At 71.4% G+C, this 17,564-nt stretch carries 19 protein-coding genes; 8 read left to right on the top strand and 11 right to left on the bottom strand.

Annotated elements, in window-relative coordinates:
- Positions 1–7: 7 nt before the first annotated feature.
- A complete protein-coding gene (locus EDD34_RS20585) occupies positions 8–379 on the bottom strand; it encodes a hypothetical protein (RefSeq protein ID WP_170176951.1) in 372 nt (123 codons plus the stop codon).
- A complete protein-coding gene (mca, locus tag EDD34_RS03110; protein WP_123816285.1) occupies positions 376–1,311 on the bottom strand; it encodes a mycothiol conjugate amidase Mca in 936 nt (311 codons plus the stop codon). The genes EDD34_RS20585 and mca overlap by 4 nt, the downstream gene beginning before the upstream one ends.
- A gap of 151 nt (positions 1,312–1,462) precedes the next feature.
- On the opposite strand from mca, the gene EDD34_RS03105 reads away from it, so the two are divergent.
- Together EDD34_RS03105 and greA are read left to right on the top strand one after the other, a co-directional pair.
- A complete protein-coding gene (locus tag EDD34_RS03105) occupies positions 1,463–1,882 on the top strand; it encodes a DUF4307 domain-containing protein (protein ID WP_123813274.1) in 420 nt (139 codons plus the stop codon).
- Between the two features lie 152 nt (positions 1,883–2,034).
- Positions 2,035–2,514 (top strand): transcription elongation factor GreA, encoded by a 480-nt coding sequence (gene greA, locus EDD34_RS03100; protein WP_123813273.1) that lies wholly within the window; start codon positions 2,035–2,037, stop codon positions 2,512–2,514.
- A 208-nt stretch (positions 2,515–2,722) separates the two neighbouring features.
- On the opposite strand, the gene ilvA is transcribed toward greA, so the two are convergent.
- Both ilvA and EDD34_RS03090 read right to left on the bottom strand, forming a co-directional pair.
- Positions 2,723–3,925, bottom strand: coding sequence for a threonine ammonia-lyase (gene ilvA / locus EDD34_RS03095; protein ID WP_246012158.1), 1,203 nt, complete (start codon positions 3,923–3,925; stop codon positions 2,723–2,725).
- A 115-nt stretch (positions 3,926–4,040) separates the two neighbouring features.
- On the bottom strand, positions 4,041–5,456 hold the full coding sequence (locus EDD34_RS03090; RefSeq protein ID WP_246012157.1) for an AI-2E family transporter: 1,416 nt from the start codon (positions 5,454–5,456) through the stop codon (positions 4,041–4,043).
- 231 nt (positions 5,457–5,687) lie between these two features.
- Here EDD34_RS03090 and EDD34_RS03085 point away from each other — a divergent pair, with 231 nt between their 5' ends.
- Together EDD34_RS03085 and msrA are read left to right on the top strand one after the other, a co-directional pair.
- On the top strand, positions 5,688–6,266 hold the full coding sequence (locus EDD34_RS03085; RefSeq protein ID WP_123813271.1) for a hypothetical protein: 579 nt from the start codon (positions 5,688–5,690) through the stop codon (positions 6,264–6,266).
- Between the two features lie 77 nt (positions 6,267–6,343).
- Positions 6,344–7,018 (top strand): peptide-methionine (S)-S-oxide reductase MsrA, encoded by a 675-nt coding sequence (gene msrA / locus EDD34_RS03080; protein ID WP_123813270.1) that lies wholly within the window; start codon positions 6,344–6,346, stop codon positions 7,016–7,018.
- 53 nt (positions 7,019–7,071) lie between these two features.
- Here the strand turns inward: msrA and EDD34_RS03075 are convergent, their stop codons facing one another.
- From EDD34_RS03075 to EDD34_RS03055, 5 genes are all read right to left on the bottom strand, one after another.
- Positions 7,072–7,440 (bottom strand): hypothetical protein, encoded by a 369-nt coding sequence (locus EDD34_RS03075; protein ID WP_123813269.1) that lies wholly within the window; start codon positions 7,438–7,440, stop codon positions 7,072–7,074.
- Positions 7,441–7,576: 136 nt separating this feature from the next.
- Positions 7,577–8,242, bottom strand: coding sequence for a PT domain-containing protein (locus EDD34_RS20580; RefSeq protein WP_170176949.1), 666 nt, complete (start codon positions 8,240–8,242; stop codon positions 7,577–7,579).
- 350 nt (positions 8,243–8,592) lie between these two features.
- On the bottom strand, positions 8,593–9,141 hold the full coding sequence (locus EDD34_RS03065) for a hypothetical protein (protein ID WP_123813267.1): 549 nt from the start codon (positions 9,139–9,141) through the stop codon (positions 8,593–8,595).
- A gap of 271 nt (positions 9,142–9,412) precedes the next feature.
- On the bottom strand, positions 9,413–10,111 hold the full coding sequence (locus EDD34_RS03060; RefSeq protein WP_123813266.1) for a hypothetical protein: 699 nt from the start codon (positions 10,109–10,111) through the stop codon (positions 9,413–9,415).
- Positions 10,112–10,213: 102 nt separating this feature from the next.
- A complete protein-coding gene (locus EDD34_RS03055) occupies positions 10,214–11,089 on the bottom strand; it encodes a LysR substrate-binding domain-containing protein (protein ID WP_246012156.1) in 876 nt (291 codons plus the stop codon).
- A gap of 22 nt (positions 11,090–11,111) precedes the next feature.
- On the opposite strand from EDD34_RS03055, the gene EDD34_RS03050 reads away from it, so the two are divergent.
- From EDD34_RS03050 to EDD34_RS03040, 3 genes are all read left to right on the top strand, one after another.
- Positions 11,112–11,510: a DUF5997 family protein gene (locus EDD34_RS03050; protein ID WP_123813264.1), complete on the top strand. Its 399-nt coding sequence runs from the start codon at positions 11,112–11,114 to the stop codon at positions 11,508–11,510.
- A 10-nt stretch (positions 11,511–11,520) separates the two neighbouring features.
- Positions 11,521–12,687 carry a class I SAM-dependent methyltransferase gene (locus EDD34_RS03045; protein ID WP_123813263.1) on the top strand — a complete coding sequence of 389 codons (1,167 nt, stop codon included), beginning with the start codon at positions 11,521–11,523 and terminating at the stop codon, positions 12,685–12,687.
- Between the two features lie 132 nt (positions 12,688–12,819).
- Complete coding sequence (locus tag EDD34_RS03040; protein ID WP_123813262.1) at positions 12,820–14,820, top strand: adenylyl cyclase; 2,001 nt, start codon at positions 12,820–12,822, stop codon at positions 14,818–14,820.
- Positions 14,821–14,928: 108 nt separating this feature from the next.
- On the opposite strand, the gene EDD34_RS03035 is transcribed toward EDD34_RS03040, so the two are convergent.
- Complete coding sequence (locus EDD34_RS03035) at positions 14,929–15,330, bottom strand: FKBP-type peptidyl-prolyl cis-trans isomerase (RefSeq protein WP_207277143.1); 402 nt, start codon at positions 15,328–15,330, stop codon at positions 14,929–14,931.
- Positions 15,331–15,510: 180 nt separating this feature from the next.
- On the bottom strand, positions 15,511–16,458 hold the full coding sequence (locus EDD34_RS03030; RefSeq protein WP_123813260.1) for a LysR family transcriptional regulator: 948 nt from the start codon (positions 16,456–16,458) through the stop codon (positions 15,511–15,513).
- A 151-nt stretch (positions 16,459–16,609) separates the two neighbouring features.
- Between EDD34_RS03030 and EDD34_RS03025 the strand changes: the two genes are divergently transcribed.
- Positions 16,610–17,539: a DMT family transporter gene (locus EDD34_RS03025; RefSeq protein WP_123813259.1), complete on the top strand. Its 930-nt coding sequence runs from the start codon at positions 16,610–16,612 to the stop codon at positions 17,537–17,539.
- Positions 17,540–17,564: the final 25 nt, after the last annotated feature.

Below are 17,564 nucleotides of genomic sequence, written 5' to 3'. Positions count from 1 at the left end.
CCGCCCGTCACACCGGCCCCACGCCGCCAGGCGGGATGTCGATGTGGCCGTGGCTGTCGCGCGGATAGCGATCCGTCGGCGGGCGGTGGTCCACGTCCCGCTGGATCTCGATCCCCTCGCGCGTGCGGACGTCCAGGCCCTGCTCCTCCGCGTTGCGCCGCGCCTTGCGCAGGTGCCGCGTCAGGGACAGGAAGAGGAACACGCACGCGACCGCCACCGCGAACGTGACGAGGAACCCGACCAGGCCGGGCGTGATGTCCGTCTCCTCCAGGCCGGGGCGCAGCACGCCCTCGGTCGGGTCGGGAGACGGTGCCGAGGCGGCGAACTCCGCCCATCGCCCGCCGACGAGGGCGGCCACCGCGGTCGTCGTCGGTATCACGCGTTCACCTCGGCGTGCTCGCGGCCGTCGTCCCCGGCTCCGCTCCGTGCGCCGAGAGCCTCGCGCACGCCGACGAACAGGTCGTCCTCGTGCTCACCCGCCGCACGCGCCGGGAGCGGGATGTTCGACTCCGCGAGCTCGTACTCGTCCCACGGCCACACCTCGGCCTCGATGTCGCGGGGCACGGCGAAGAAGAAGCCGTCGGGGTCGATCTGCGAGGCGTGCGCGCGGAGGGCGTCGTCGCGCCGGGAGAAGTAGTCGGACACGGGCACGTACGTGGTGACCTCGCGCTCCGGGATCTCCCGGGCGGCGCGGGACTCGATCCAGTCGCCGAACGGGGACTCCAGGCCCGCGCCCTCCATCGCCTCGTGCACGGCACGCAGGCTCTCCATCGAGAAGCCGTGGTTGTAGTAGAGCTTCATCGGCTCCCACGGGTCGCCCGCGCCGGGATAGCGCGCCGGGTCGCCCGCGGCGGCGAACGCCTCGGCCGACACCTCGTGGCACTTGATGTGATCGGGGTGCGGGTAGCCGCCCGACGGGTCGTACGTGGTCATGACGTGCGGACGGAACTCGCGCACCAGGCGCACCAGAGGCTCCGACGCCTCCTCGAGCGGAACCAGGGCGAAGCAGCCCTCGGGCAGCGGGGGCAGGGGGTCGCCCTCGGGCAGCCCGGAGTCGACGAAGCCGAGCCAGCGATGCCGCACGCCCAGCGCGGCGGCCGAGCGGGCCATCTCCTCGCGACGCACCGCGTTGCGCCCCTCGAGCGAGTCGAACTCGTGGCCCTCGGGCACGACGTACGACGGGTTGAGGATGTCCCCTCGCTCGCCGCCGGTACACGTGACGACCAGGACCTCCACGCCCTCGGCCGCATAGCGGGCCGTGGTCGCGGCTCCCTTGCTCGACTCGTCGTCGGGGTGCGCGTGCACCGCCATGAGGCGGAGCGGCTCGCGCTCGGTTTCGGACACCTGGACCTCCCGGCCGGCAGTCGACGGCAATGTTCTCGCCCGACATCGAGCGGCGTCTCCTGCCCGGCCCTGGAGGGGGCCCTTCGTCGATGTCGGCGACATGGACCATCATGTCACTATGAGCTCCGACCCTCTGGCAAACCGATACGGCCGCCCGGCGCGTGAGACCGGCCCGTCCGGCCGACCGCGTCTCTCGGTCGGCGCGCGGATCGCGGTCGCGGCGGCGCTGTCCGCCGGCGTGGCCGGAGCCGCCTGGTTCGCCTGGTCCGACGCGCAGCGCAACCCGGTCTCGTTCCGGGACATCGGGTTCGCCATCGAGAGCCCCGAGCAGGTGTCGGTGACGTTCGACGTGATGATGCCGCCGGGTACGACGGCGGTGTGCACCGTGACCGCGCTCAACCCCAGCTACGCGGAGGTGGGCTCGCTCGACGTCGAGGTGGGACCGGGCGAGCGCGACACGATCCGGGTCACCGCCGACGTCAGGACCACTCAGGAGGCGACGACCGGCATCGTCGACCACTGCACGGTAAGTCCTTGACACTTCCCGGGCGGTTCGTTGATAGAATTGTCGTTTCACACGCTGTACGGACCCGCTGAACGGGCACTTGCGTGCTTCCCCGTTCGGCGGGTCTTGCGCGTTGTCGGTGCCCCACCGCCGCTCGACCGAGCTACCACGAAAGGAGAGCCCCCGTGACCGACACCTCTGTCACCTGGCTCACCCAGGACGCGTACGACCGGCTCCAGGCCGAGCTGGAGCGCCTCTCCGGCCCTTATCGCGCGGAGATCACCGAGCGCATCGCCGCCGCGCGCGACGAGGGCGATCTCAAGGAGAACGGTGGGTACCACGCAGCCCGTGAGGAGCAGGCGAAGAACGAGGCGCGCATCAAGGAACTCACCGAGAAGCTGCGCACGGTCCAGGTGGGGCAGCCGTCCGACGACGGCACGGTGCAGCCCGGCATGGTCGTGACCGTGTCGATCTTCGGCGACGACGAGACCTTCCTGCTGGGCTCGCGAGAGATGGCCGGTGACACGGACATGGAGGTCTTCTCCCCCACCTCTCCGCTGGGCGCCGCCATCGTCGAGAAGAAGGTCGGCGACAAGACCAGCTACGAGGCCCCGAACGGCAAGACGATCGAGGTCGAGATCAAGGACGCCAAGCCGTTCGCCTGACCTCGCCCGTGACCTCACGGGGCCGCCGTACCACCGGTGGAACCGTCAGGGAACCCGGCCACCGCCGCCGAACCGCAGGGACACGCCGACAATATCCAGGATTGTCGGCGTGTCCCTGCGGTTCGGCGACCACAACCGGCGTGTCCCTGCGGTTCGGCGATCGGGGGCCGGGTTCCCGTTGCGGTTCGGCGAGGTGGGTTCCGAGTCGTCAGGTGACGTCTACCGCGAACCCGTCCTGGCGCAGGCGTTCGACGACGGACGTGCGGTGCTCGGCGCTCTTGGTCTCCACCTGGAGATTCACCAGCACCTCCGACACCGACAGCGAGACGTCGGTCCGCGAGTGCTCCACCTGCACGATGTTCGCCCCGGCTGCCGCGATCGTGTCGACAAGCGCTGCCAGCGCACCGGGCCGGTCCTGGACGCGCACGCGGAGCTGCAGGTAGCGACCGGCCGCCACGAGACCGTGCTGGACCACCCGCAGCAGCACGAGCGGGTCGATGTTGCCGCCGCTCAGCACGGGCACGATGGGCCCGGCGAACTCTCCGGGCGCCGCGGCCAGCAGCCCTGCCACGCCGGCCGCGCCCGCGGGCTCCACCATGAGCTTTCCACGTTCCAGGACCAGCAGCAGCCCGCGCGACAGCAGATCCTCGCTGACGGTGCGCACCTCCACGCCACGCTCCGCCACGATGCCGAACGGCACCTGGCCCGGGGTGCCGATCGCGATGCCGTCGGCCATGGTCGGACTCAGGCCGACCGCGGTCGGGCGGCCGGCATCGAGCGACCCGGGATAGGCGGCGGCCTGCGCGGCCTGCACGCCCACGACGCGCACGTGCGGCGCGGCGTCGGCCAGGACGGCCGCGATACCGGCCACGAGACCGCCGCCGCCCAGCGGCACGAGGATCGTCCCGACGTCGGGCACCTGCTCCAGGATCTCCAGTGCGATGGTGCCCTGACCGGCGACGATGTCGGCGTGGTCGAACGGGTGGATGAGGATGCGCCCCGAGCGCGCCGCCTCGACGCGCGCCGCCGACAGCGCCTCGTCCACACTGCTGCCGACCTGACGCACCTCGGCGCCGTAGCCTCGCGTCGCGGAGAGCTTCGGCAGGGGCGCGTCGACCGGCATGAACACGAGGGCGTCGATGCCCAGCATGCCCGCGGCGAGCGCCACGCCCTGGGCGTGGTTCCCGGCACTGGCGGCCACGACCCCGCGCTCACGCTCTTCGGAGGTGAGCCGGGACAGGCGCGTGTAGGCACCACGAACCTTGAAGGAGCCGGCACGCTGGAGGTTCTCGCACTTGAGAACGACCCTGGCGCCGGCGAGCTGGGAGAGGGCCCGGCTCTCGACGACGGGCGTGCGGGTGATCACGCCGTCGAGGAGGTTCGCGGCCTCGCGGACGTCGTCCGCGCTCACGGAGGGAACGGTACTGGGGGTCACCCCGCGACATTACAACGCGTCCGCGGGCTCCGCGGTTCGCGGGAACTCCCCCGCGGCGCCCGAAGCCGGCCCGCCCGCGCGGGCCCGGCGGTCAGGAACCTGCTGCCGGGTCCGTGGCCCGGCGCAGGGGGATGCGCAGCGGCGGGGCGTCGGGGGCGAGCCATCTGATGGGGAGTTTGTCGTCGTTGCCGAGCTCGGGGAACTTGTCGTGCCCGGTGAGGTACAGCACCACGGTGTTGACCAGTGCGAGGAGCGGCACGGCGAAGAGCGCCCCGGCGATGCCGGCCACGAACGAGCCCGCCGCCACCGCGAGGATCACGGCGACGGGGTGCAGGGACACGGCCTGCCCCATAAGGAACGGCTGGAGCACGTGACTCTCGATCTGCTGCACGAGGATGACGATGCCGAGCATGATGATCGCCGCGACCCAGCCCTGGGCCACGAGCACGACGACGGTCGCGATCGCGCCGGTGACGATGGCGCCGACCATCGGGATGAACGAGCCGACGAAGACCAGCACGCCGATCGGTACGGCGAGCGACGGCACGAAGAACGCCGAGCCCAGGCCGATCCCCACCGCGTCCACGCCGGCCACGAGGATCTGGGTGCGGGTGTAGGCGGACAGGGTCACGATCCCGCGCCGACCCGCCTGGTGCACGCGTTCCCGCGCCGCCACGGGGAGCAGGCCGACCACCCAGCTCCAGATGCCGCGGGGGTCGTGCAGGAAGAAGAACGTGCAGAACAGCGCGATGAGCGCGCCGATCAGCAGGTTGCCCGCGGTGACGGCGGCACCGAGGGCGCCCGCGATGATCGCGTCCCGCTGAGCCTCCAGCTCCGTGACGAGCTGGCTCTGGTAGTCGATGAGGTCGAGCCCGAACCGCCCGTCGAGGAACCTTGTCAGCTCTTCGAAGCCGGCGATGGCCTCCTCGGACAGGTCGGCAAAACCCGTCGCGACCTGCTGCCCGGCGAAGGTGACGAGCGCGGCGGCGGCGAGGATCAGGCCCAGCAGGGAGAGGCCGGACGCGAGCCCGCGCGGCACCCGGAGCGTGTGCTGCAGGAAGCGCCGCACCGGGGTGAGCATCACCGCCAGGAGCAGCGCCACCGCGACGGGGACCACGATCACCCGGAGACTCGCCAGCAGCCAGACGATGGCGGCGAGCGCGGCACCGACCAGCAGGATGCGCCAGGACCACGCCGCTGCCTCGCGAATCGTGCGCGGCACGGTGGTGGCTCCGCCGTCGGCTGCCGGGGACGTGCGGGCTCCGCCGTAGGCGGCCTCGGAGCTGCGGGCTCCTCCGGCCGTGACGGAGCCGTCGGGGTGGCCGGTCGGGGGCGTCGGCGGGGATCCCGCGGTGGCGGAGGAGCCCTCCGTCGTCGGGTCGATCCCGCTCGCGGGGGCGTCCTTGACATCGTCCGTCGCGGTACGTGTCGCCGTACCCGGGGAGGGCATCGCACCGGCCAGCGGCTCGGCGCCGGCGGGGGCGACGGCAGGCTCGTTCTCGGTCACGATCCCCAACGTAGGCGATACCCGCACGTTCACCACCTGCCACCACGCCCAGATCACAGGGACACGCCAGTTCCTGCACAGAAACCCCAGCCACAGCTCCACAAGTCGTCCCTGGAGGCTCCGGCAGGACATTTCGGTCTACGTCACGGTTATTTCGGCGAGGGCTGAAATGTCCACCACGGACCACTGCCTCCGCTTTCGCTCTGCCAGGCCCTTTGCCATCCTGGGCGGGTGTCCAACTTCTATGAGCTCCACCGGGTCGACGGCGACCCCGACCGGATCGTGACGGTTCTCCCGGGAGACGGTTGTGCCGCCATGGGGCCGCTGCTCTATCACTCGCGTGCTGCGCTCCGTGAGCTGGGCTGGACCGTCCGCACCGTCGGATGGTCCGGGAGCCCGGGCCTCGACGCGGCCCGCGTCGCGGCGGCCGAGTTGCTCGAGGGCCGTGACGCACCCCGCGACGGTGTGACACACCTCGTGATCGGCAAGTCCCTGGGCACGGTCGCGATCCCGGCCGCCGCCCGGCTCGGCCTCCCGGGCATCTGGCTCGCACCGCTGCTGACGTGGGCCGACACGGCCGACGTCCGCGAGGCCGTCACCGGCCTCGAAGGGGACCACCTCCTGATCGGCGGCAGCGCGGACCCGACCTGGGACCACGACCTCGTGTCGACGCTTCGCGCGGACTTCGTGGAGGTGCCCGGCGGCGACCACGGCCTGGAGATCCCTGACGACTGGCGGAAGAACCTCGAGACCGTCGAGGACCTGACCGCCGAGATCGAGCACTTCGCTTCCTCGTTCGACGTGAGCTGACGGAGACTGTGGTCACGCGCGGAACAGCGCGGACCGCGGGAGCGTTCCCCAGAGGCCACGTCAAGGAGGTAGCAGCCATGTCGTTCTTCGAGTCGCTGTTCGGTCAGGGCAAGACCACGATGGTCGCCCCTGAGGACGCCCTACCGGGCCGCGAGTCACCGATCCTCGCCGCGCCGCGCCCGCACACGGTGCTCGGCACGTCGCTCACCGGCCCGTGGGAGCCGGGCACCCGGGTGCTGTACCTCGCGATGGGGTGTTTCTGGGGTGCCGAGGAGATCTTCTGGCAGGTGCCCGGGGTGGTGTCGACAGCCGTGGGATACATGGGCGGGACGACGCCGAACCCCACCTACGAGGAGGTCTGCAGCGCCCGCACGGGACACACGGAGACCGCCCTGGTCGCCTACGACCCGGCCCGCGTCTCGGAGCAGGAGCTCCTGAAGACCTTCTGGGAGCGCCACGACCCGACCCAGGGCTTCCGCCAGGGGAACGACGTCGGCACCCAGTACCGGTCGGCCGTCTACTGGACCACGCCCGAGCAGGGAGAGGCGGTCCGTGAGACCGCCGCCCGCTACGCAGAGGTGCTCGACGCCAAGGGGTACGACCCCATCACCACGGAGCTTCGCCCGGCAGCCGAGGTGGGCCCCTTCTACCTCGCCGAGGACTACCACCAGCAGTACCTGAGCGACGCGAAGAACCCGAACGGGTACCGCTGCCATGCCACGACGGGTGTGGCCTACCCGGACGCCGCCTGAGGTCGCCTCCCGGCCGCCCGGAGCACCCCGAGCGGCCGGGATGTCGCGTCGGGTCAGCGAATGCTCGGGAACTCGCCGCAGGCGTCGTCGACCACGAACGTCGGTGGCGCGTGCCGGGGCCGCGGGCCCGGTTCCGGACGCGGCTCGTCCGGCGGCACCGGTTCGCCGGCCGGGCCTCCCCGCCGTCTCCTGCGGCTGAGCAGGGACACCACGGCCGCGGCGCCGGCGACCCCGATCACGACGAGCGCGACCACGGCGATCTGGCCGACGCCTGACGGCGTCCGGTCCGCGGACACGCCGGCGACCTCGGAAGCCAATTCCTTCGCCTCTTCGGCGTGCGCCAGGTTCCCGAGCAACGCGTCGATGTCCATCATCCAATCCGGGGCCGAGGCCTCGCGGTCCGTGCCGCCCGTGGCCTTCATGTCATCGGTCTCCTCAGCTACCTGGCACGAGTTCCTCCTCGAACGCGAACCATCGCCGGGAAGCGCTCCGCCGGGGCGGTGACCCGGGAATCAGGCCGCCGCCCCGGCGGTATCACTCAGATGCGCAGGAGTCGGATCAGGACATCCGGCGCTTGCGCAGCACCAGCAGTGCGGCACCGCCGCCGGCCAGGGCGAGCGCGAGCAGTGCGTAGCCGACGGCGGGGCCGGCACCGGTCGCTGCCAGCACCTCGTCCGACTCGGCCTCGTCGCTCGGCTCGGTGGAGGGCTCCGTGCTGGGCTCGTCCGACGGCTCCGTGCTGGGCTCGTCGCTCGGCTCCGGGCTGGGCTCGCCGGAAGGCTCTTCGCTCGGCTCGTCCGACGGCTCGTCGCTCGGCTCGTCCGAGGGGGACGGCGTCGGCGACGGTGACGTGCCGTCGGTGTAGAAGACGGTGTAGTGGCTGATGTCCTTGCCAGACGAGTGGGTGATCGTCACCTTGGTGCGGTAGTCACCTTCGTCGAACTCGACGTACTCCGGCCCTTCGCCCTGCTTGGCAGATCCGGCCTTGACGCAGTAGCCAGTGATGAGCTGGCCCTCGGGCGCGGTGACCGTGATCTCCTTGGGGTCGCCCTCGTAATCGTCCTTGATGTCGATCTTGCCGTCCTTCGGACAGGTGGCGCCCGAGTTCTTCGCGGCGATGACGGTCAGGCCTTCCTCGAAGGCGACAGGTGCGGCGGCGGCCGGGGTGGCGCCCAGGCCGAGCGCGAGGAGCGTGGCAGCTCCCAGTGCGGCAATACGGTTCATGGGGGTGCTCCTTCAGCTGGGTGTCGCGCCACGACGCGCGCAACAGGCCGAAGAGTATCGACGATTCGTGGAAACACCAAAGCCCGACGTTATCGGAATATCTTGGGAAGTTGGACGCCTGACCATCAGGCCGTTTTTCACCCATTCGAAGGGTGAGCGGGGGGCGGGAGAGTCCCGGGCCACAAGCCATCCGTGACCCGAAGAGCCTCTTTGCCGTTTCTTTTCTTTTCTCGGGGCATCAACAGCCACACCGAGGACGGACCGCGGCACACGGCTGCGGGCGTGGCCCCTCCGCCGCGTCGTGCGGCGAATGAGGGACCACGCCCGCGATCGAGCCGGTCGGTGTCAGGTCAGGCGCGGTGGCGCCGCAGCGCCAGAACGGCGATGCCGCCACCGGCCAGCGCGAGAGCGATCAGCGCGTAGCCGACTTCCGGGCCGACTCCGGTCCGGGCGAGCATGTCGCGATCCCCGTCGACGACCTTCGGGGTCTCGGTCGGCTCCGTGGGAGTAGGCGTCGGCGTCGAGTCGGTGGGAGTCGGCGTCGGTGAGGGCGCCGGCACGAAGAACAGGGTGTAGTGGCTGATCTCCTTGCCCGATGTGGGCACGATCGTGTATTTCGCCACCGGGTCGTCGAGAGTCACTTCCTCGATACCTTCCCCGGCCTTGACGCAGTACCCGGAGATGAGCTCACCCTCAGGAGCGGTGACGGTCACCTCCAGCGGCCCGTCGGGCGTCTCGACCTTGCCCTCCTCCGGGCACACCTGACCGTTCTGGCCGGTGGCAAGCGTTGCGCCGAGGCCCCCCACGGCGGCCGATGCGATCGTCGCGGGAACAACGGTCAGTCCCCCTGCCAGGAGTACAGCAACTCCCAGCGCAGATAGACGCTTCGTTCGGTTCATGAATACTCCTTGATTTCTCGTGATACCGAAACCTGACCCTCTCGAAGCTACCTTCGTGATGACATAGCCGCAAAAGGAGAAGGGCACCAGCTAGTTCCCTTTCTTTTCAGTCTCCCATTTCCGCCCGGCAATTCGACGTCTGACCTTCGATTTCGCCGCGCCCCGTGATCACGCTCCGACCCGGGTGCCGAGAACGGCGGCGGGCGTGGTCCCAGCCGCGTCGTGCGACGACGGCTGAGGGACCACGCCCGCGTTCAGTGGTGCCGGTGGATCAGGTCAGCTGACGACGCCGCAGCGCCAGGAGGGAAATGCCTCCCCCGGCCAGTGCGAGCGCGATCAGCGCGTAGCCGGCCTCCGGCCCGACACCCGTGGAGGACAACTCGTCGTGGTCATCCGGGACGGTCGCCGGGCTCCCGGTGGGCTCCTCGGTCGGCATCGACTTCTCCGTCGGCTCCGGCGTCGGGGCCGGTGTGGGTTCCGGCGTCGGGGTCGGGGTCGGCTCCGGTGTGGGAGTCGGCGTCGGCGTCGGGGTCGGCGTCGGGGTCGGCTCCGGTGTGGGAGTCGGCGTCGGTGTCGGCGTCGGTGTCGGTGTCGGGGTCGGTGTAGGTGTCGGTACCGGCACGTAGAACACCGTGTAGTGGCTGATTTCCTTGCCGGACGAGTGCGTGATCGTCACCTTGTCGACGGGCGGGTCGAAGTACTCGTACTCAGGCCCTTCCTCCTGGATCGCCGATCCGGCCTTGACGCAGTAACCGGAGATGAGCATGCCCTCGTCGGCAGTCACCACGATCGAGGTTCGGCCGTCATCGACCTCGAACTTCCCCTCCTCGGGGCACACCTGTTCGTTGTCGTTCTGACCGGCGGCGACGGAGGCACCGCGGTCCGACGCGGTGGGCGATGCGGCGGCCGGGGCGACACCCAGGCCCGCCGCCAGGAGCGCAACGGCTCCCAGTGCGGATATTCGGTTCATGTGGGGGGTGCTCCTTCGATTGTCGTCACGCTGGATGCGCAACGATTCGACGCTAGCCCCGCCGTGCCGTCACCGCGAACGAAGAAGGGTGAAAACTAGTTCTCAATCTTCTTTTCTCCGCCTATTTCGGCTGCTCCGATTCGGCGAAGAACCCGATTTCCTCCCACGGGCCGTACCCCGGCCATGACCTCGGGCGTTGCCCGACGACGAGCGGTCCCCCCGTCTCCCGCCCCGAGCGGCCCCCCGGTCCCGCGCCGACGCCGATGCGCCGGCCCGCGCGGCGTCGGCGTCGCCCGACGACCGGGAGCGTCCACGGCCTCGCGAACTGTTGACCGTCCGCCCCCGCACGATCCCGATCATCTCCTCGACGAGGTCGGTGGTCCGGTCGATGGGCCACACGAGTCCCACCGGCGCCGTCGGGCCCCCGTCCAGCGGGCGGTAGACCACGTCCTTGCGATGGTGCAGGCGGGCGAGCGACATCGGCAGGACGGTGATCCCCGCGGCCGCTCCGACGACCGCCAGAGCGTCCGCCGCCGTGGCGGGCCGTTCGAGGGGCACGCCGTCGGGATCGACGGGTTCCCGCCCGGGAACCGCCGCGGCCGCCGTCCTCGCCGCTTCCGGGACCTGATCGCCGGGTCCCTGGTAGAGCACGTCGTCCTGCGGCAGCCACACCGTCTCCTCGGCGAGATCGGCGGGCGCCACCGCCTCCTCCGGCTCCAGGGCCGCGAGGAGGTGCTCCCGGTGCACGCAGACCACGGCGGCCTCCTCGTAGAGCGGGATGCGGGAGAAGACGTCGGTGTCGACGGGGAGCCGGGCGATCGCGATGTCGGCGCGGCCGTCCCGCAGCGCGGCGAGGGCGTCCGCGGCGTCGACCTGGACGAGCTCCAGGGCGACGTCGGGCAGCCGATCACGCCACACTCTCGCCCACTTGCCGGGCGTGGCACCTGGAACGTAGGCGAGGCGGAAGGTCTCTGGCACCAGGCAAGCATATTCTTGGGGCATGGCAACCCCCTTCTCCCAACAGGTCATCAAGCCGATCAACGCCGCCAAGCGGCTCGGCGTCCTCCTCCCCGAGACGCCACCGGAGTTCCAGGAGAAGGGCATCACTCGCGCTGAGCTGGAAGAACTCGAGAAGAACCCGCCAGCCTGGCTGGCGGAGCTGCGGCGGAACGGGCCGCACCCGCGCCCCGTCGTCGCCGGCCGGCTGGGCATCTCCATCTCGGGCCTGGCACGCGGTGGTGTCACGGAACCACTGACCACGGAGCAGATCGACGAGCTGCGCGCCGACCCGCCGGAGTGGCTCGTCGCGGAGCGCGAGACGCAGGCGCGGGTCCGCGCCGACGAGGAGCGCGCCGAGAGCAAGTCCACCAAGCGGCACCGCGACACCCCCGCGACGTAGTGCGCCCGGCGTGACCGACACCCTCACCTCCCTCCTCGACGGCCTGCGCCCGTACCCCGAGGACGGCTCCCGCGCCGACGGCCCGGTCGCGGTCGACGCGACGGACCGCCTGGTGCTGGAGGAGGCCGGCGCCGCGATCGAGTCGGCGGGCCCCGGCGAGGTCGTCACGATCGGCGACCGGTTCGGCGCGCTCACGCTGGGCGCGATCGCCCTGGGCGCACGTGACGTGCGCGTCCACCAGGACCCGGTCGACGCGGAGGCCGCGCTGCGCGCCAACGCGCTCGTCGCGCGACGCGGTGCGTTCGGCCACCATCCTCTCGGGCCGGAGCTGCTGCGGGGCGCCCTCGTCGTGCTGCTCCAGCTCCCGAAGTCCCTGGCGGAGCTCACCGAGATCGCCGAGCAGGTGGCCCGGCACGCCGCCGACGACGTCGTGCTGTACGCGGGCGGGCGCGTCAAGCACATGACGCACGCGATGAACGACGTGCTGGGCGCCCTCTTCTCCGAGGTCACGCCGTCGCTCGCGCGGCGGAAGTCACGCCTCCTCGTCGCCCGCGGCCCCGTGCCCGGCGCCCGCGAGCGGCGGCTGACGTATCCGGTGCGCGAGGTGCTGCCCGACGTGCCCGGCTTCGACGGCCCGGTCACCGTCGTCGCGCACGGCGGGGTGTTCGGGGGCGGCACGCTCGACGGTGGCACGCGCCTTCTCCTCGCGCGGTCGAGCGGCTGGCCGCCGTCGTCCGCGCGGCAGCTCGCCGTCGATCTGGGGTGCGGCAGCGGCATCCTGGCGACCGCGCTTGCCCTGCGCGGTGCCGAGGTCGTGGCGACCGATCGCAGCGCGGCGGCGGTGGCCTCGGCGGCGGCGACGGCAGCGGCGAACGGCGTCGGGCACCTCGTCCGGACCGTGCGGGACGACGCCGGCTCGTCCCTGCCCGACGGGAGCGCCGACCTCGTGCTGCTCAACCCGCCGTTCCACGACCGGGCCGCGGTCAGCACCGACGCCGCGCACCGCATGTTCGCGGCGGCCGGCCGGGTGCTCCGGCCGGGCGGCGAGCTGTGGACGGTGTTCAACTCCGCGCTGCGGTACCGGCCCGCGCTGGACCGCGCCGTCGGCCCCACCGAGCAGGTGGCCCGCGACCGGCGCTTCACGGTGACCCGCTCGATCCGGCGCGACCAGGGGTAGGTGCGGGGCACCACCACCCGAATATCTCTTACTGACAAGTAAGTACTGTGCCGCTAGGCTCGCCCGGAACGGACTCGAGCATCGACGCTCGGGAGTTCCCGGACTTCCCGAGCGCGGAAAGGACTGTCGACGATGACACCCCACTCTCCCCGGGCACGACGCCGGATCGGCGTCGCGCTGGCAACGGCGCTGATCGCAGGAGGCGCGGTCGCCACGCTCCCGACGTCGGCCGTCGCGGACCAGCACGGCCACGGCGGCCACGGCAGCCACGGCCACGGGCATGGCCCGGGACACGGCCCGGCGGCCGAGGACCCGGACTTCGGCCCGAACGTCACGTTCATCGACGAGACGTGGTCCACGGACGAGATCAACGAGTTCCTGGACTCCGTGAACGACGAGGCGGAGTTCAGCCAGAACCGGCACCAGGTGTTCTTCGAGCCCGGCGTGTACGGCAGCGCCGCGGGCGAGGACGACCCCGCCACAGCCGAGGACATCGTCAACGCCGAGCTGGGCTACTACGAGTCCGTCGACGGCCTGGGCGCCGAGCCCGGCGACGTCCTGATCAACGGTGCGATCCACGTGGAACCGTACGTGGAGTGCCCCGACAACCCGTGGGACTGCCCGGGACCGGGTTCGCTGAACCGCTTCTGGCGGTCCATGGGGAACCTCGGGTTCAACCCCATCCAGCGCCCCACGCCCGAGGACGCCGCGCGCCCCTTCCCGGCCGGCGTGGCCGAGCCGCACCAGATGCGCTACGCCGTCTCGCAGGCCGCGCCGCTGCGCCGCGTCGACATCCAGGGTGACCTGACGATGTTCGGCCGGTTCGGCGAGTACGCGTCCGGCGGCTACCTGGCGAACTCGCGGGTCGCGGGCACCATCGTCACCGGCTCGCAGCAGCAGTGGTACACGCGCGACAGCACGGTGGGCGCCTGGGAGGGCGGCGTCTGGAACATGGTGTTCTCGGGTGTCGACGGTGCCCCGGCCACCGACTTCGGCCAGCCGGCCGGCGAGGGCGCGGTCGGCGTCAAGACCTCGCTCGACACGACTCCCGTCACGCGCGAGAAGCCGTTCCTCTACCGGGCCGACGACGGCGAACTGCGCGTCTTCGCGCCGCACGCCCGGACGGGGACCTCGGGCGTGAACTGGGCGACCGACGCGAGCGCCGGCGAGTCGCTGCCGCTCGACGACTTCTACGTCGCCCGGGCCGACCGCGACTCGGCCGCATCGATCAACCGGCAGCTGCGCAGGGGAAAGCACCTGATCCTCACGCCGGGCGTGTACGAACTGGCTGACCCGCTCCGCGTGAAGAGGGCCGACACCGTGGTGCTCGGCCTCGGCTACGCCTCGCTCACCCCGACGGACGGCAACGCGGCGCTGGTGACCGGTGACGCGGCCGGTATCCACATCGCCGGGATCACGGTGGACGCGAACGTGCCGGAGTCCGAGGTGCTGGTGCGGGTGGGGAAGAAGTGCTCGCCGTCGTGGGGGAAGGGGCACGGTCACGGACACGGCAAGCACCACCGGGACGGCGCCGACGACCCGACGACGCTGACCGACGTCTTCGTCCGCGTGGGCGGGCCCTGGGTCGGCAAGGCGGTCACGTCGATCGAGGTGAACAGCGACGACGTGCTGCTGGACCACATCTGGGCCTGGCGCGGGGACCACGGCAACGGCATCGGCTGGGAGGACAACACGGGCGCGCACGGCGTCGTCGTCAACGGTGACCGTGTCACCGCTACCGGCCTGTTCGTGGAGCACTACCAGGAGAACCAGACGATCTGGAACGGTGAGGACGGTCGCACGGTGTTCTACCAGAGCGAGCTGCCCTACGACCCGCCGAGCCAGGATGCCTGGATGGACGGCGACCGCCCCGGGTACGCGTCCTACCGCGTCGCGGACGACGTGCGCCGCCACGAGGCCACCGGTCTGGGGGTCTACTCGTACTTCTGGAACGGCATCGACATCCGCGCGGAGTCGGGCATCCAGGTCCCCGAGCAACAGGGTGTGATGCTCCGCTCCATGACCAGCGTGTTCCTCGACGGCTCGGGCGGCATCAACCACGTCGTCAACGACACGGGCGATCCGGTCGTCGGTGAGTTCGGCTCCCCTCAGGTGGTCAGCTACCCGAACTGACGCAGCGAGCCGTCACGCGACGGGTAGGAACGCCAGGTGGGCGGTGGGAAGATTCCCACCGCCCACCACGGCGTTGTCACCGGGAGGGTCCTCCTGGACCCCTGGGGCCTACTGGACCCCCTTCACCTCCACGACGAACACCAGCGTCGCTCCGCCCGGGATGCCCGCCTGCGGGACGCCGCGCGAGCCGTAGCCGTGCTCGGCCGGGATGGACAGCAGCACCTTGTCGCCGACGTTCCGGCCCACCAGGCCCTTGTCCCAGCCGCCGATCACGGCGCCGACGCCGATCGGGAAGTCGATCGTGGTGCCGCGGTCGTAGCTGTTGTCGAACACACCGCCGCCCCAGGTCTGCCCCAGGTAGTCGACGACGATCGTCCGGCCGGCCTCGACGACCGGCCCGTTGCCCTCTTCGAGCACCTGGACCTGCAGGCCCGCTGGGGCGTCGCCCTCGGGGAAGGTGAGCGCCGGCTTGCCGCCGGCCTGCCACTCGACGGTGGGGAGCGTAGTCACGAGAATTGCCTCTCGGTCGGGTTGGCGCCAAGGACCTGGCGCCCGAACCGCTCCACCCTACGTCGCGAGCGCGGGCGGCCGCGCCCGCCACGGTCACCACCTGACGCCGCCGACCACGACAGTAACGTTGTTACGGAATTTCGTAACAACGTTACTGTCGTGGTCGGCGGGTCTGCGGGGTCAGGGATGACGCCGGGCTGGCGTGGTTCCGTGCTCGAGTGGGGGGGTGCGCCGGGCCGCCTCGCGGGCCGCCGCCCGGCGGAGCTCGTCGATCGCGGCACGGACCGGTGGCGCGTCCGCGACCGGGTCCGCGACCACCACGTACACCGACCGGACCGGCGTCGGGCGCACGATCCGCACCGGCACCGTGTTCGGCGGGAGGCTGATCGTGCCGAGCTCGGGCAGGACGGTGGGCCCGATGCCCGCGTCCACGAACGCGAGCGCCGTCGGGTAGTCGTGGGCCTCGACGTGGAAGGTGGGGCTGAAGCCGGCGGCGGCGCACGCCTCCAGCAGCTTGCGGCGGCACCAGCCCCGGGCGAAGTCGTTGTCGATCCAGGGCTCGTCGGCCAGGTCGGCGAGCTCGATCTCCTCCTTGCCGGCGAACCGGTGCCGGGCGGGGACGACGGCGACGTAGGAGTCGTCCAGCAGGTGGTGCGCGGTGAAGCCGGCGGCGCTCGTGTACTCGGCCATCATGACGACGAGTTGCAGGTCGGGGCGCTGCTCGGGCTGGTCGGGGATGTCGTCGCGGAGTTCGAGGTCGAGGCGCAGTCCGGGGAAGTCGGTGGTGAGCCGGCGTACGACGTCGGGCAGCCAGGAGGCTCCGACCGATCCGAAGTAGCCGATGCGGAGGGATCCCGTGCGCCCCTCGCGCAGGTCGGAGACGAGGGTCTCGGCGGCGCCGAGGCGTTCGAGGACGCCGTCGGCCTCCTTCGCGAGGGCGAGCCCCGCGGCGGTGGGGCGTAGGCCGCGGCCGGCCTTGACCAGGAGGGTCAGGCCGGTCTCGCGCTGCAGCGCGGTGAGGTGCTGGCTGACGGCCGACGACGTGTAGCCGAGGTTGGACGCGGCGGCGGTGACCGAGCCGCTGGCGACGACGGAGCGGAAGACGCGGAGGCGGTGGACGTCGAGCATCAATCCACCGTACAGCCATACTGAAATGTCGTACAGAACAAGACGCTTGTGCTTGATGGTTGCGCCGGGGCACGATCGTGGCATGACGACCGCCGATGCCCTGTCCGAAAACCGCCGGACACGACCCGCGGATGCGGGCGATCCTCCCGACATGAACACCGCCCTCGCCCCGGAAGCACCGGACCTTCGTCCGGGCGAGCCGTCCGGATCCCGCACCCGCTACCTGGTCCCCCTCGCCGCCGGGGTGACGGTCGTCCTGTGGGCCTCGGCGTTCATCGGGATCCGGGCCGCCGGGCACGACTACTCCCCCGGCGCGCTCACGCTCGGGCGGATCGCCGTCGGGACCCTCGCCCTGACCGTCCTGGCGGGCGTGGCGGGGAAGCTCCGGGTCCCCCGCGGCCGCTTGCTCGCGGGCGTGATCGTGTGGGGCGTGCTGTGGTTCGGTGTCTACAACATCGCTCTGAACGCGGCCGAGCGCACGCTCGACGCCGGAACGGCGGCGCTCCTGGTGCAGCTCGCGCCGATCCTCACGGCGGTGGTCGCCGGGCTGGCGCTGGGCGAGGGGTTCCCGGCGCGGTTGCTGACCGGGATCGGGATCGCGTTCACCGGCGTGGCCGTGATCGCCTGGGCGTCGTCGTCGGGCACCTCCGACGTCGGGGCCGTACTGCTCGGGCTCACCGCGGCGGTGCTGTACTCGGCGGGCACCCTCCTGCAGAAGCGGATGCTGCCGCGGGTCGACGCCCTGACCATGACCTGGCTGGGCTGCCTCGCCGGCACCGTGGCTGCCCTGCCGTTCGCCGGGACGCTCGTCACGGAGGTGGTCGCGGCGCCCGTCCCGGCCACGCTCGGGGTGATCTACCTGGGCGTTTTCCCCACCGCCATCGCGTTCGCCACCTGGGGATACGCGCTGTCGCACACGACGGCGGGCCGCCTGTCCGCGACCACCTACGCCGTGCCGCCGATCGCGGTGCTGCTCTCCTGGTGGCTGCTCGACGAGGTCCCCGCCCCGATCGTTCTCGTGGGCGGTGCGCTGTGCCTGGGCGGCGTGATCCTGGCAACACGTCGTCCCCGCACCCGCTGAGGGCGACCCACGCGCTCGCCGGCTC

The organism is Myceligenerans xiligouense (assembly GCF_003814695.1).
In the GTDB taxonomy this organism is placed as follows: Bacteria; Actinomycetota; Actinomycetes; order Actinomycetales; family Cellulomonadaceae; genus Myceligenerans; species Myceligenerans xiligouense.
This window is presented reverse-complemented; position numbering and strand designations above follow the sequence as displayed.

Bases quoted from the DNA above. Each gene is read 5' to 3' on its own strand.
- EDD34_RS03050 (WP_123813264.1), top strand. From the start codon at position 11,112: ATGGCAACCCCCTTCTCCCAACAGGTCATCAAGCCGATCAACGCCGCC.
- EDD34_RS03025 (WP_123813259.1), top strand. From the start codon at position 16,610: ATGAACACCGCCCTCGCCCCGGAAGCACCGGACCTTCGTCCGGGCGAG.
- EDD34_RS03105 (WP_123813274.1), top strand. From the start codon at position 1,463: ATGAGCTCCGACCCTCTGGCAAACCGATACGGCCGCCCGGCGCGTGAG.
- EDD34_RS03060 (WP_123813266.1), bottom strand. From the start codon at position 10,111: ATGAACCGAATATCCGCACTGGGAGCCGTTGCGCTCCTGGCGGCGGGC.
- EDD34_RS03040 (WP_123813262.1), top strand. From the start codon at position 12,820: ATGACACCCCACTCTCCCCGGGCACGACGCCGGATCGGCGTCGCGCTG.
- EDD34_RS03075 (WP_123813269.1), bottom strand. From the start codon at position 7,440: ATGAAGGCCACGGGCGGCACGGACCGCGAGGCCTCGGCCCCGGATTGG.
- mca (WP_123816285.1), bottom strand. From the start codon at position 1,311: ATGGCGGTGCACGCGCACCCCGACGACGAGTCGAGCAAGGGAGCCGCG.
- EDD34_RS03030 (WP_123813260.1), bottom strand. From the start codon at position 16,458: ATGCTCGACGTCCACCGCCTCCGCGTCTTCCGCTCCGTCGTCGCCAGC.
- msrA (WP_123813270.1), top strand. From the start codon at position 6,344: ATGTCGTTCTTCGAGTCGCTGTTCGGTCAGGGCAAGACCACGATGGTC.
- EDD34_RS20580 (WP_170176949.1), bottom strand. From the start codon at position 8,242: ATGAACCGTATTGCCGCACTGGGAGCTGCCACGCTCCTCGCGCTCGGC.
- EDD34_RS03065 (WP_123813267.1), bottom strand. From the start codon at position 9,141: ATGAACCGAACGAAGCGTCTATCTGCGCTGGGAGTTGCTGTACTCCTG.